The organism is Azorhizophilus paspali, from assembly GCF_043587585.2.
Lineage (GTDB): Bacteria > Pseudomonadota > Gammaproteobacteria > Pseudomonadales > Pseudomonadaceae > Azotobacter > Azotobacter paspali.
In genome coordinates, this window is sequence record NZ_CP171449.1 from 3,398,850 (window position 1) to 3,411,982 (window position 13,133).

Genomic DNA, 13,133 nt, shown 5'->3' on the forward strand with positions numbered 1-13,133 from the left:
GCTCAGGCCGGCTGCAACTCCTGGCCGTACACCGCCACGCCGTCGATGTCCCGCAGGCTGACCCGCAGCAGGCCGCTCCGTGCCTCGATCTCTAACCTCGCCGAAGAACTGGTAGCCGGCCAGCGGCGAGCTGTTGGCCACCGGCGGCGCCTTCTGGAACACCACCTCGGGTCCGAAGGTGCGGTCCAGCGGATTGGGACCGAAGCTGCCGGCGTTGAGCGGGCCGGCGACGAACTCCCAGAACGGCTCGAAATCCTGGAAGACCGCCCGCTCCGGGCTGTAGTGGTGAGCCGCGCAGTAGTGCACGTCGGCGGTCAGCCAGACGATGTTGCGGATCTCCTGCCGGCGGATGAAGGCCAGCAGTTCGGCGATCTCCAGCTCGCGGCCGAGGGCCGGCCCGTCGTTGCCGTTGGCGATCGCCTCCCAGCGCCGCCGGCCCTGGGCGTCCTCGCCGTCGGGGATGAGCAGGCCGACCGGCATGTCCGCGGCGATCACCTTCCACAGCGCCTTCGAGGCACGCAGCTCGCGCTTCAGCCAGTCGAGCTGGGGATGGCCGAGGAAGGCGGTGCCCGGCCCCTGGCGCGGCTGCAGGTTGTCGCTGTTGGCATCGCGGTAGCTGCGCATGTCCAGCACGAACACCTCCAGTTGCGGACCGTAGTCGAGCTTGCGGTAGATGCGCCCGGCACCGTCCGGGCGCAGCACGCGCATCGGCGAATACTCGAGGAAGGCCTGGCGGCCGCGGGCGGCGAGCAGGCCGATGTCGCGCACCCGGTAGCGTTCGTCCAGCTCCTTGCCCGGCGACCAGTTATTGGTCACCTCGTGGTCGTCCCACTGCCAGATCTGCGGCACCTCGGCATTGAAGCGGCGCAGGTTGTCGTCGAGCAGGTTGTAGCGGTAATTGCCGCGGAACTCGTCGAGGGTCTCGGCCACCTTGCTCTTGGCCTCGGTGACCAGGTTCTTCCACACCTGGCCGTCGGCGGTCTGGATCTGTGCGCTGATCGGTCCGTCGGCATAGACGCAGTCGCCGCTGTGCAGGAAGAAATCCGGCTGGCGCCGGCGCATGGCCTCGTAGATGCGCATGCCACCGATCTGCGGATTGATGCCGAAGCCCTGCCCGGCAACGTCGCCGCCCCAGACGAAGCGGATATCCCGCGCCTGCGCCGGGGCACTGCGCAGGTGGCCAAAGCAGGGCTCGCCGAGGCTGCCGTCGCGGGCGTCCTCGAAACGCACCCGGTAGAAGATCGACTGGTCCGGCGGCAGGCCGCTCAGGTCGATGCGCGCGGTGAAGTCGCGGCTGGCGTCGGTCACCTCCCCCACCAGCCGCCGCGGCGCGCTGAACACGCTGCGGGTGTCCCACTCGACGATCATCCGCGCCGCCCGGTCGCAGCGGCTCCAGATCACCGCGCGGTCGCCCTGCAGGTCGCCGTACTGCACACCGTCGGTGATGCGCGGCCGGGCGCCGGGAGCGGCGATCAGCGCCGGGGCGCAGCCCATCCCCGGCAGCAGCAGGCCGGCGCCGAGTCCCTTCAGCAGGCGGCGACGGTGGCTATCGATATCGCTCATGTACGTCTTCCCAGTACGGACCCCGAGGAAACAAACAACGGTTTAGGCCATTCCCTTGACCGGAACATGACGGCGGACGCCGACCGTCCCGCTCCGCCGATCCGCCACGGAATCGTAAAATCCCTGACACATCGCTGCGCCAGCATCGCTGCATCGCTTGCGCACTCGGGGGTATCGGTCTTGAAAATCAGCGTCTTCGGCATCGGTTACGTGGGTCTGGTGCAGGCCGCGGTCATGGCGGAGGTCGGCCACGACGTGCTCTGCATGGACATCGACGCGGTCAAGATCGCCCAGTTGCAGCGCGGCCAGGTGCGCCTCTACGAGCCCGGCTTGGCCGAGCTGGTGCGGGAGAGCCTGGAGGCCGGGCGGCTGCGCTTCACCACCGACGAGCGGGCGGCCGTCGAGCACGGCCGGGTAGCGTTCATCGCCGTCGGCACCGACTCGCAGGCGGACGGTTCGGCCGACCTCGCCGGCGTGCTGGCGGTCAGCGACGCCATCGCCCGCCATCGCCGCGATCCGCTGGTGATCGTCGAGAAGTCCACCGTGCCGGTCGGCACCGGCGACCGTCTGCAGGCGCGCATCGCCAAGGCCGTGAAGGACGCCGGGCGGAGTCTGGACTTCGAGATCGTTTCCAACCCGGAATTTCTCAAGGAAGGCTCGGCCCTGGCCGACTGCCGCAGGCCGGACCGCATCATCGTCGGCATCACCTCAGCGCATGCCCGCGAAACCATGCGCGAACTCTACGAGCCGTTCAACCGTAACCACGACCGCATGCTGTTCATGGACCTGCGCAGCGCCGAACTGACCAAATACGCGGCCAACTGCATGCTCGCCACCAAGATCAGCTTCATCAACCAGATGGCTGAGCTGGCCGAGCATCTGGGCGCAGACATCGAAGCGGTGCGCCAGGGCATCGGCGCCGACCCGCGCATCGGCTACCACTTTATCTATCCCGGTTGCGGCTACGGCGGCTCGTGCTTTCCCAAGGACCTGCGGGCGCTGATCCACAGCGCCGGCGAAGCGGGCTGCGCCAGCGACCTGCTGCAGGCGGTCGAGGCGGTCAATGCGCGGCAGAAGGGCAAGCTGTTCGAACTGGTGCGCCGCCATTTCGGCGACGACCTGCGCGGGCGGACCTTCGCCCTCTGGGGACTGGCCTTCAAGCCGAACACCGACGACATGCGCGAAGCGCCCAGCCGCGACCTGATGGAAGCGCTGTGGGCCGCCGGCGCGCGGGTGCGCGCCTACGACCCGGAGGCCATGCACGAGGCTCAGCGGCTCTACGGCGACGACGAGCGGCTGCAGTTGATGGGCACCCCGGAGGCCGTGCTGAGCGGCGCCGACGCCCTGCTGATCTGCACCGAATGGCAACAGTTCAAGGCCCCGGACTTCGCGCTGATCGCCCGCAAGCTGGCGGCTCCGGTGATCATCGACGGCCGCAACCTGTTCGACCCGGAACGCCTGGCCCGTTACGGCCTGCGCTATTTCGCCATCGGCCGCGGCGAGCGCCTGCCGGCTCTCGGCAGCCCGCGGGCGGACAGCCTGCAGCGCACGGCCTGAACCGGGCAGGCGACGACGGGATATCCTTGGAGAAGCCCGCTCTCCGAGGAGTCCGCCGCCGGTGCGCCTGATCGACACCCACAACCACCTCGACTTCCCCGACTTCGACGCCGACCGCGCCGCCGTGCTGAGCCGCAGCCGGATACTGGGCGTCGACCGACAGGTGCTGGCCGGGGTGCACCGCGCGAACTGGCAGCGGGTGTGGGAGCTGGCCTGCGCCGAGCCCGGCCTGTACGCCGCCCTTGGCCTGCACCCGGTCTATCTGGAGCGGCACCATGCGAGTGACCTGCGGGAACTCGGCGCCTGGCTGCAGCGCCTGCGCGGCGACGACCGGCTCTGCGCGATCGGCGAGTTCGGTCTCGACTACTATCTGGCGGAACTGGATCGCGAACGCCAGCAGGCGCTGTTCGAGGCCCAGTTGCGGCTGGCGACGGACATGGAGTTGCCGGTCCTGCTGCACGTGCGGCGCGCCCATGCCGCGACCGTCGCCACCCTGAAACGCCTGCGCCCACCCCGCGCCGGCATCGTCCATGCCTTCAGCGGCAGCCGCGAAGAAGCGTGGGAATACCTGAAATTGGGTTTTCGCCTGGGGCTCGGCGGCGCGCCGACCTGGCCCCAGGCCAACCGCCTGCGCAAGGTCGTCGCTGAACTGCCACTGGAGGCCGTGGTGCTGGAAACCGACGCTCCGGACATGGCGCCGGCGATGCACCCGGGCATGCGCAACAGCCCGGAGCATCTGCCGGACATCTGCGCCGCCCTCGCCGCGATCATGCGAGTCGAACCGCAGGTCCTGGCCGAGGCCAGCACGCGCAACGCCTGCGAGTTGTTCGGCTGGCGCTGAGCGGAATTGCAACCTTGCCTGCGAAGTTTCCGAAGCGTGCCGATGATGGCGGATGAATCCGCTCCAGGCATCGGCTAAAAAACCGCGTAGCGTTTTTTATCGAGTCCTCGCTTGGTGGACCCATGGGCCGGGCACCCGGCCTAGAGAAACAGGATCGCCAGCGCCATCACCACGTACCAGAGCATCCCGGCGCGCACCAGCAGTTGCCACAGCTCGTCCAGGGTCATCAGCCCCGCTTCGCCGGCCAGCACCTCTGCCTCCAGCCCCTCGTTGGCCGCCCATCCGGCCTCGATCACCACTTTCGCCGCCGGTACCCCGCGATCCGACAGATAGCGCAGCAGCACGCGGAACACCGCGCCGAAATTGCCGACCAGGGCGAAGCTCAGGGCCAGGCCCCGTGCCGGCAGCCAGTCGAGCAGATGGCGCAGGCGCACCGAATGCTCGCGCAGGGCCGGCAGGCTCGTGTGCTCGCCGGTCAGCGCCGTCAGCCGATAGGCCAGCACCGCCACAGGCCCGAGCAGGGCGTACCAGAAAATCACCGCGAAGAAGCTCTGATAGGCTTGCCAGAGCAGGTAGCTCTGCACCCGGCACAGCAGCGACAGGCTCTCCTTGGCCCCCACCGCTAGATCGTCGCGCTCGGCCGCCAGACAGGCCTCGCGGAACGGCTTCAGCTCGGTCAGGATATCGCCGCGTCCCAAGCTGTAGACCAGCACAAAAACATGCAGCGGCATCGCTAGCCAGCCGTAGAGCGGGAGCGACAGCAGCGCCAGCAGCACGCCCAGCACTAGCACCGGCAACAGCACCAGGCGGAACAGCGCGCGCCGCGGATCGCCGGCAAGATCCGGGTCCGTCTCGACCCGGTCCAGCAACCTCAGCCAGAAAATGTCCTGCTGGATATGTAGGCGCCAGCGGGAAAACCGCTCCACCAGCAAGGCCAGCAGGAGCACCAGAAACGTCATCGAATATCTCCCGGATCGGATAGGGCGGTGCGGTAGCGCACCCAATCGAACGCCGGCCCCGGATCGGTCTTGCGCTGCGGGGCAATATCGGCATGGCCACGGATGCGTCGGACATCGAGCGCCGGATAAGCCTGCAGCAGCAGACGGGTAAGGAGCGTCAGGCTGACGTATTGGGCGTCGCTGTACGCCAGTTCGTCGGTGCCTTCCAGCTCGATGCCGAGGGAGAAGTCATTGCAGTTCTCGCGGCCCTCGAAGCACGACTGCCCGGCGTGCCAGGCACGTTCCAGGCAGGAGACGAACTGGGTGACCGCCCCGTCGCGCTCGATGAAGAAATGCGCCGACACCCGCAGCGCGGCGATGGACGCGAAATAGGGATGCTCGTCCGCCGGCAGGCAGTTGCAAAAGAACTGCTGCACCTTGCCGGTGCCGAAACAGCCCGGCGGCAAGCTTATGTTATGGATCACCAGCAGGGAAATTTCACCTTGTGGGCGGGCATTGAAATTCGGCGACGGACAATGGCGGATACCCTGGAACCAACCGGTGGAGGGGTCGAACTGCATGCATCTCTCCTGAAACCAGCCGACACTCTAGAGCAGCCGGGCTGCCGGGCCAAGCGATGCGCTGTTGCGCAACGACTCCGGACTGCACGGGAGACGGCACGCCCCCCTATAATCCTGGGCACCCAACTTGCCGGAGTCCTTCATGCCAGACCTCATCCTTGCCGATCTGAGCGCCGAAATCGCGGCCAACGTCCGCCGCGCCCTGGCCGAGGACATCGGCGGCGGCGACATCACCGCGCAACTGATTCCCGAAAGCCGCCAGGCCCAGGCCCGCGTCATCACCCGCGAGGCGGCGGTGATCGCCGGCAGCGCCTGGGTCGACGAAGTGTTCCGCCAGATCGACCCGCGCGTCGCCGTGCGCTGGGAGGTCGCCGATGGCGAACGGGTCGACGCCGACAAGCTGCTATTCAGCCTGGAGGGTCCGGCCCGGGCCTTGCTCAGCGGCGAACGCAGCGCCCTGAACTTCCTCCAGACCCTGTCCGCCGTGGCCACCCGCTGCCGCTATTACGCCGACCTGGTCGAGGGCACCCCGGTGCGCCTACTGGACACCCGCAAGACCCTCCCCGGCCTGCGCCTGGCGCAGAAGTACGCGGTCACCTGCGGCGGCTGCCACAACCACCGTATTGGCCTGTTCGATGCCTTCCTGATCAAGGAAAACCACATCGCCGCCTGTGGCGGTATCGCCGCGGCAGTCGCCACGGCTCGGCGCATCGCGCCCGGCAAGCCGGTGGAAGTCGAGGTCGAGGACCTGGAAGAACTCGACCAGGCCCTGAACGCCGGCGCCGACATCGTCATGCTCGACGAACTCAGCCTCGAAGACATGCACATCGCCGTGCGCCGTACCGCCGGCCGGGCCAAGCTGGAAGCCTCCGGCGGCATCAACGAAAGCAACCTGCGCCAGATCGCCGAAACCGGTGTCGACTATATCTCCCTCGGTACCCTGACCAAGGACATCAAGGCAGTGGATCTGTCGATGCGGCTGCAGTTGTGAAAGGAGTTCGCCTTTTCCTGCCACCCAGCGCTTGAGCCATTCGCTACGAATATTCAGGCACGAAATTCGATATTCGCTGCGCTTTCGGATCGAACCGTTATGGCAGGAATACTCGATATTCATCTGGAAGCAGCCGGCCCACGCATTCCATGCAACACCACAAGGGGCCTTTTCCAAGGCCTGGCGCTCGGTCGTCGGCTCGCGGTACAGCAGCGCAAGGTGACGTGACCTGGACATCGTTACAGTCGTTGCCTCGGCGAACAAAAATGCTCGGCTTGCCTGGGCGATTCTCGGCCGGAGTGAAAGTTATCGGCCCGGCCGGGGGCCAGGCCGTACACTCCGGAAGACGTTGAGTCGAAGATCCATCACGATTGCACAGTGACATGCAGCAATGGCGAACCGGCCTGTGCGAAACCTGTCTTTGCTCCAGGTCCACTGATCACCGAGGCCGCCAGGGCGGAGCGGCTATTCGCCATGACTCAAGACAAACACGTCTTCGCCGAAAGCCGAATATGCAGAAGCAGTCGTACCACGTCGTCGACAAGGCTTTTCACTGGCAACCAGGGGAGTCCATATAGAGAAAGCCCGCCGGAGACGACGAGAAACTACACGTGGGGGCGGCAGGTTACACTACTCTTCAAGATTACGAAGCCGAATTAACGACAGCTAGCAGGCAGATACTTAGACTCTATGCCATTCGATGCGGCCGACTGACACCTCCATCCTTTTACAGAGTTCAAAGTTGTGCGATTGAAATCCTTAGCACTAGCAGCAGCGGACAAGCCTGCGTCGGTATAAGGAACAAACTCCAGAGCGGTATTAGTGCCAAGTTGGGAAATATTTTGGGCAATGACAGTAATAACCCCGACTGCAGAGGTGTTGACCGATGCCACATACTGGGATGGAGCATCGGCACCACTAGCAGTCTCACCACAACCGAACCCATCGGCGGTTGCATCGGCAGCGAAACCAATCTGCGAGGCTTCGGTAATCGCGATGCGGCAACCAGAGGCTGCCAATACAACCTCAGAAACCTTGGCACGCGCGGTGTAATCCTGATAAGTCGGCAACGCCACCGCAGCTAAAATTCCGACGATCGCTACCACGATCATTAATTCGACCAGAGTAAAACCCTTTTGCGCTTGAGCTTTCATGAAACATCTCCTTGAAGTATTCAGGCGTTCTTCCTAGTCTGCCAGACTCATTAAAAGCAATGTACCAGACATGCCTGACCTCTTCCGTGATGCTCTAGACCTTTGAGGGCTAAAAACGCTTGCGCAAAATTGTCTGAAAGTTTCATCCCCAAGCTTCGACTTATAAATCGGTATTCAAACCGACCCGAGACATGAGTAACGAATCACAAAACAATAACCTGTAACTGTGACGAAGCTCCCCAGCCTCCTATCGTAGAAGCATGCAGAAATCGCCAACCCGGCATACTTTTACAACAGCCCTACTCCCCAAGGCCGCCAACTTCTGACATTTTCCGTCACTCGGTCACTTCGAATTGGCGACTGATTTACAAGGCGAGTCATTGCTCATACAGGGAAACACTCCCTGTTTTTCGACTCATGCTCCAGCCTTCCCGGTGAGTAAGGGATAGGAATGAGCTTGAGAGCACTCGGCGGCGAGCAGCCCTCGGCTCGTCATCTTTTCCTGGCGCAGAGACCTGTCCACCCGATGCACGACGACATTTCCCTCCACGGTCTGGCACGGCAGATGGTGCTGGCCGGACTGATCGACGAGAAGACGGTCCTGCAGGCCCAGCGGCAGGCGCTGCGCAACCAAACCCCGCTGGTCACCTGGCTAGTGCAGAACAAGCTGGTCAAGAGCCGGGGATTGGCGGAGCTGGCCGCGGAGCAGTTCGGCATCGCCTTGTTCGATCTCGGGACGCTGGAGCGGGAAAACCAGCCCCGCGACTTGCTCAGCGAGAAACTAATCCGCCAGCATCGCGCTCTGCCGTTGTGGCGGCGCGGCAACCGGCTGTTCGTGGCGATTTCCGACCCGACCAACCACGAGGCGATTCGCGAGATCCGCTTCGGCACCGGGCTGAACACCGAAGCCATCCTGGTCGAGGACGACCGTCTTGGCGAAGCCATGGAGAAGTACTTCGAGGGCACCGGTAGCGCCCTGGACGATCTCACGGACGCCGGGCCGGACGGTCTCGACATCGAAGCCGGCGACCGGCATGACGAAGCGCTCAATCCGGCCGGAGATGCCGAAGATGCGCCAGTGGTGCGCTTCATCAACAAGATATTGCTGGATGCGATCCGCCGCGGCTCCTCGGACCTGCACTTCGAGCCTTACGAGAAGAGCCACCGGGTGCGTTTTCGCACCGACGGCATCCTCCATGAGGTGGCCCGTCCGCCCGTCCGGTCGGCGCCGAAGATCGCCGCGCGCCTGAAAGTGATGGCCGGGCTGGATATCTCCGAGCGGCGTAAACCGCAAGACGGTCGGATCAGGATGAAGCTGCCGAAGGGCAACGCCATCGACTTTCGGGTCAACACCTTGCCCACGCTGTGGGGCGAAAAGGTGGTGATGCGGATTCTCGACCCGTCCAGCGCGCAGATGGGTATCGATGCCCTTGGCTACGAAGAGAGCCAGAAGGCGCTCTACCTGGAGGCACTGACCCAGCCGCAGGGCATGATCCTGGTGACCGGTCCGACCGGCTCGGGCAAAACGGTGTCCTTGTATACCGGCCTGAACATTCTCAATACCACGGAGGTGAACATCTCCACCGTCGAGGACCCGGTGGAAATCAACCTGGAAGGCATCAACCAGGTCAACGTCAACCCACGCCAGGGCATGGACTTCTCCCAGGCGCTGCGCGCCTTCCTGCGCCAGGACCCGGATATCATCATGGTCGGCGAGATCCGCGACCTGGAAACCGCGGAGATCGCCATCAAGGCCGCGCAGACCGGCCACATGGTGATGTCCACCCTGCACACCAATAGCGCGGCGGAAACTCTGACCCGCCTGCGCAATATGGGCGTGCCCTCCTTCAATATCGCCACCTCGGTGAACCTGATCATCGCCCAGCGCCTAGCGCGCAAGCTGTGCGCCTGCAAGCAAGCGGTGGACATTCCCCACGAAACGCTGCTCGCCGAGGGATTTCCGGAAAAGCGCATCGGCGTCTTCAGGCTTTATGCCCCGACCGGTTGCGAGAACTGCAACGGCGGCTACAAGGGCCGGGTCGGCATTTATGAAGTGGTTAAAATCACTCCGGCCCTGCAGCGCATTATCATGGGGGACGGCAACTCCATCGATATCGCCCGGCAAATGCGCGCCGAGGGTTTCAACGACCTGCGCGCATCGGCCCTGCAAAAAGCAATGCAGGGCGTCACCAGCCTGGAAGAAGTCAACCGCGTCACCAAGGACTAGCGCATGTTCATGAAATATCCACTTGCGGCGGCTGCGATCCGGGCGTGGCGGCCTATAGCACCCTCTCCCCGGAGCAGGCCGTAATACCCCGCAGGAGCAGGCTCCTTCGAAAAGCGGCATGGTGCGAGAAAAACGGGTCTCCCGATCTTCTCTCCATCACTTTCCGGCTTGTGCCAACTTCAAACGGCAACGCAACCCAGAAACACTCGATGGCAGGCCCCGACATGGCGGAAAAAGCGTTGAAAATCAGTCTGTTCACCTGGGAGGGCATCGACCGGCGCGGTGCCAGGATCAAGGGAGAACTGAGCGGGAGAAATCCGGCGCTGGTGAAGGCGCAACTGCGCAAGCAGGGCATCAATCCGACCAAGGTACGCAAGAAAGCCGGTTCGCCGTTCGGCGGCCAGAAGATCAAAGCGCTGGATATCGCTCTATTCACCCGGCAGATGGCCACCATGATGAAAGCCGGCGTGCCGCTGCTGCAGGCCTTCGACATCATCTCCGAGGGTTTCGACAAACCGGCCATGCGTAAGCTGGTGTACGAAGTGAAACAGGAGGTGGCGGCGGGCAACGGTTTCGCCGCTTCACTGCGCAAGAAGCCTCGCTATTTCGACGACCTCTACTGCAACCTGGTGGAGTCCGGCGAGCAATCCGGCACCCTGGAAAGCCTGCTGGAGCGGATCGCCACCTACAAGGAGAAGACCGAGGCGCTGAAGGCCAGGATCAAGAAGGCGATGACCTACCCTATCGCGGTGATCCTGGTGGCGATCGTCGTCTCGGCCATTCTGCTAATAAAGGTGGTACCGCAATTCCAGTCGGTGTTCGCCAACTTCGGTGCCGAACTGCCGGCGTTTACGCTGCTGGTCGTCAACCTGTCGGAAGTCCTGCAGGAATACTGGTTCTACGCACTGCTGGGGATACCCACTGTGGTTCTCATCCTGAAGCAGGCCCACCGGCGCTCCGAGGCGTTTCGCAACTGGACGGATCGCAGCCTGCTGAAGCTGCCGATCGTCGGCCAAATCCTCTACAAGTCGGCGGTGGCCCGCTTCGCCCGTACCCTGTCCACCACTTTCGCCGCCGGTGTGCCGCTGGTCGACGCGCTCGACTCGGTGGCCGGCGCCACCGGCAACGTGGTGTTCCGCAACGCCACCAAGAAGATCAAGGCCGACGTCACCACCGGCATGCAACTGAACTTCTCCATGCGCACCACCGGCACCTTCCCCAGCATGGCGATCCAGATGACCGCCATCGGCGAGGAGTCCGGCACGCTGGACGAAATGCTCGACAGGGTGGCGAGCTTCTACGAAGCCGAAGTGGACAACATGGTGGACAGCCTGACCGGTTTGCTGGAGCCGATGATCATGGCGGTGCTCGGCGTGCTGGTCGGCGGCCTGATCGTCGCCATGTATCTGCCGATCTTCCAGTTGGGCTCCGTGGTCTGAACATGTCCATCGTCGATATTCTGGCCGGCCCCGGACTGGCCTTCGCCGTTTTCGCGGGGCTGCTGGGCCTGCTGGTCGGCAGCTTTCTCAACGTGGTCGTCCACCGCCTGCCGAAGATGATGCTGCGCGACTGGCAGGCACAGGCACGGGAAGTGCTGGAACTGCCCGATGAGCCTTCCGGCGAGCCTTTCAATCTGCTGCTGCCCCACTCCCATTGCCCACATTGCGGGTACAGGATCAGGCCCTGGGAGAATATCCCCCTACTCAGTTGGCTGCTCTTGGGTGGTCACTGCTCGGCCTGCAAGGCCCGGATCGGCGCGCGCTACCCCCTGGTGGAGCTGACCTGCGGGCTGCTTTCGGCCCATGTCGCCTGGCATTACGGCTTCGGCTGGCAAGCCGGCGCCATGCTGTTGCTCGGCTGGGCTCTGCTGGCCATGAGCCTGATCGATTACGATCATCAACTGCTGCCGGATTCGCTGGTGTTACCCCTACTCTGGCTAGGTCTGATCTTCAACAGCTTCGGCCTGTTCGTTTCCCTGGAGGACGCCCTTTGGGGCGCGGTGGCCGGCTATCTCAGCCTGTGGTCGATGTACTGGCTGTTCAAGCTGCTCACCGGCAAGGAAGGCATGGGCTACGGCGACTTCAAGCTGCTGGCGATGCTCGGCGCCTGGGGTGGCTGGCAGATCCTGCCGCTGACCGTACTGCTCTCCTCGCTGGTCGGCGCCATGCTGGGGATCGTCATCCTGCGCCTGCGCAAGGCCGAAAGCGGCACGCCGATCCCCTTCGGTCCCTTTCTCGCCTTCGCCGGCTGGATCGCCCTGCTCTGGGGCGAGCAGATCACCGCCGGCTACCTGCGCTTCGTCGGTCTGTAAGGACGGAACCCGCCTTGGCCACTTCCGCGGATCGCCAAGAACCGGACTTTCGCCGTGTCCGGCGGCGTGCGGCCGCCTTACGCAAGGGCCATGGGCCACGAAGCGTTGCATATCCGCTGGCAACAGGGTATCTAGCACGGCACTGCGGCACTGGGAGCGCTCATGAAACCCTGGATTCTCGGCCTGACGGGCGGCATCGGCAGCGGCAAGAGCGCCGCCGCCCAGCATTTCAGAACGCTAGGTGTGCCGCTGGTGGACGCCGACGAGGCGGCGCGCTGGGTGGTCGAGCCCGGCCGTCCGGCTCTGGCGAAGATCGCCGAGCATTTCGGCGCGGACGTTCTTCAGCCCGACGGATACCTCAATCGCGCCGCGCTGCGCGCCTGGATTTTCCAGAACGCCGAGGAGCGCCGCTGGCTGGAGCAATTACTGCATCCGCTGATACGCCAGGAAATCCGCAGCTATCTCGAGCGCGCCACCTCGCCCTATGCCATTCTGGTTTCACCCCTGCTGCTGGAAACCGATCAGCACAAGATGACCCAGCGCATCCTGGTCATCGATGTGCCCGAATCCCTGCAGCTCGAGCGTGCCATGCAACGCGACCGGGCCGACCGGAAACAGGTCGAGGCGATTATCAAGACCCAGGCCGGTCGCGAAGAGCGCCTGCGTCGAGCCGATGACGTAGTGACGAATGACTGTGATCTTGTCTGGCTGCACAGCGAGATCGAACGCCTGCACCGGTTCTACCTGACCCTGCGCGGAGGCCAGCCATGAAACAACCCTTGACGGTAGCCTGTCCCACCTGTCGAGCACCGGTCGAATGGGGCCCGCAAAGCCCGCACCGGCCATTCTGCAGCGAGCGCTGCAAGCTGATCGACCTGGGCGCCTGGGCAGCCGAGGAACATGCGATCCCCGGCGACAGCCTGGAAGGCGAATTGTTTTCCGAAGAACTGCCGCCCCGCGGCCACTGAAC

Annotated in this window: 11 protein-coding genes and 1 pseudogene; 8 read left to right on the forward strand and 4 right to left on the reverse strand. The window is 64.2% G+C overall.

Annotated features, from left to right (window positions below):
- Nucleotides 1-2: 2 nt before the first annotated feature.
- Nucleotides 3-1,563 (reverse strand): annotated as a pseudogene (locus ACGI6K_RS16450) (alkaline phosphatase D family protein).
- A gap of 180 nt (nucleotides 1,564-1,743) precedes the next feature.
- Between ACGI6K_RS16450 and ACGI6K_RS16455 the strand changes: the two are divergent.
- Both ACGI6K_RS16455 and ACGI6K_RS16460 read left to right on the forward strand, forming a co-directional pair.
- Nucleotides 1,744-3,120, forward strand: coding sequence for a UDP-glucose dehydrogenase family protein (locus ACGI6K_RS16455; RefSeq protein ID WP_376943546.1), 1,377 nt, complete (start codon nucleotides 1,744-1,746; stop codon nucleotides 3,118-3,120).
- A gap of 61 nt (nucleotides 3,121-3,181) precedes the next feature.
- Entirely contained in the window at nucleotides 3,182-3,961 is a 780-nt protein-coding gene (locus ACGI6K_RS16460; protein ID WP_376943544.1) for a TatD family hydrolase, read from the forward strand.
- A gap of 140 nt (nucleotides 3,962-4,101) precedes the next feature.
- Here the strand turns inward: ACGI6K_RS16460 and ampE are convergent, their stop codons facing one another.
- Both ampE and ampD read right to left on the reverse strand, forming a co-directional pair.
- On the reverse strand, nucleotides 4,102-4,920 hold the full coding sequence (ampE, locus tag ACGI6K_RS16465; protein ID WP_376943542.1) for a regulatory signaling modulator protein AmpE: 819 nt from the start codon (nucleotides 4,918-4,920) through the stop codon (nucleotides 4,102-4,104).
- Nucleotides 4,917-5,480: a 1,6-anhydro-N-acetylmuramyl-L-alanine amidase AmpD gene (gene ampD, locus ACGI6K_RS16470; RefSeq protein WP_376943540.1), complete on the reverse strand. Its 564-nt coding sequence runs from the start codon at nucleotides 5,478-5,480 to the stop codon at nucleotides 4,917-4,919. Before ampD ends, ampE begins: the two co-directional genes overlap by 4 nt.
- 142 nt (nucleotides 5,481-5,622) lie before the next feature.
- On the opposite strand from ampD, the gene nadC reads away from it, so the two are divergent.
- A complete protein-coding gene (gene nadC, locus ACGI6K_RS16475; protein WP_376943538.1) occupies nucleotides 5,623-6,471 on the forward strand; it encodes a carboxylating nicotinate-nucleotide diphosphorylase in 849 nt (282 codons plus the stop codon).
- A gap of 656 nt (nucleotides 6,472-7,127) precedes the next feature.
- On the opposite strand, the gene ACGI6K_RS16480 is transcribed toward nadC, so the two are convergent.
- Nucleotides 7,128-7,625 carry a pilin gene (locus tag ACGI6K_RS16480; protein WP_376943536.1) on the reverse strand — a complete coding sequence of 166 codons (498 nt, stop codon included), beginning with the start codon at nucleotides 7,623-7,625 and terminating at the stop codon, nucleotides 7,128-7,130.
- Between the two features lie 526 nt (nucleotides 7,626-8,151).
- Here ACGI6K_RS16480 and pilB point away from each other — a divergent pair.
- From pilB to yacG, 5 genes are all read left to right on the forward strand, one after another.
- Nucleotides 8,152-9,852, forward strand: a complete 1,701-nt coding sequence (gene pilB, locus ACGI6K_RS16485; RefSeq protein WP_376943561.1) for a type IV-A pilus assembly ATPase PilB — start codon at nucleotides 8,152-8,154, stop codon at nucleotides 9,850-9,852.
- Between the two features lie 224 nt (nucleotides 9,853-10,076).
- Nucleotides 10,077-11,291 carry a type II secretion system F family protein gene (locus ACGI6K_RS16490; protein WP_376943559.1) on the forward strand — a complete coding sequence of 405 codons (1,215 nt, stop codon included), beginning with the start codon at nucleotides 10,077-10,079 and terminating at the stop codon, nucleotides 11,289-11,291.
- 2 nt (nucleotides 11,292-11,293) lie between these two features.
- A complete protein-coding gene (locus ACGI6K_RS16495) occupies nucleotides 11,294-12,163 on the forward strand; it encodes a prepilin peptidase (RefSeq protein ID WP_376943534.1) in 870 nt (289 codons plus the stop codon).
- Between the two features lie 162 nt (nucleotides 12,164-12,325).
- A complete protein-coding gene (gene coaE / locus ACGI6K_RS16500; protein WP_376943532.1) occupies nucleotides 12,326-12,934 on the forward strand; it encodes a dephospho-CoA kinase in 609 nt (202 codons plus the stop codon).
- Entirely contained in the window at nucleotides 12,931-13,131 is a 201-nt protein-coding gene (yacG, locus tag ACGI6K_RS16505; protein WP_041806982.1) for a DNA gyrase inhibitor YacG, read from the forward strand. The genes coaE and yacG overlap by 4 nt, the downstream gene beginning before the upstream one ends.
- Nucleotides 13,132-13,133: the final 2 nt, after the last annotated feature.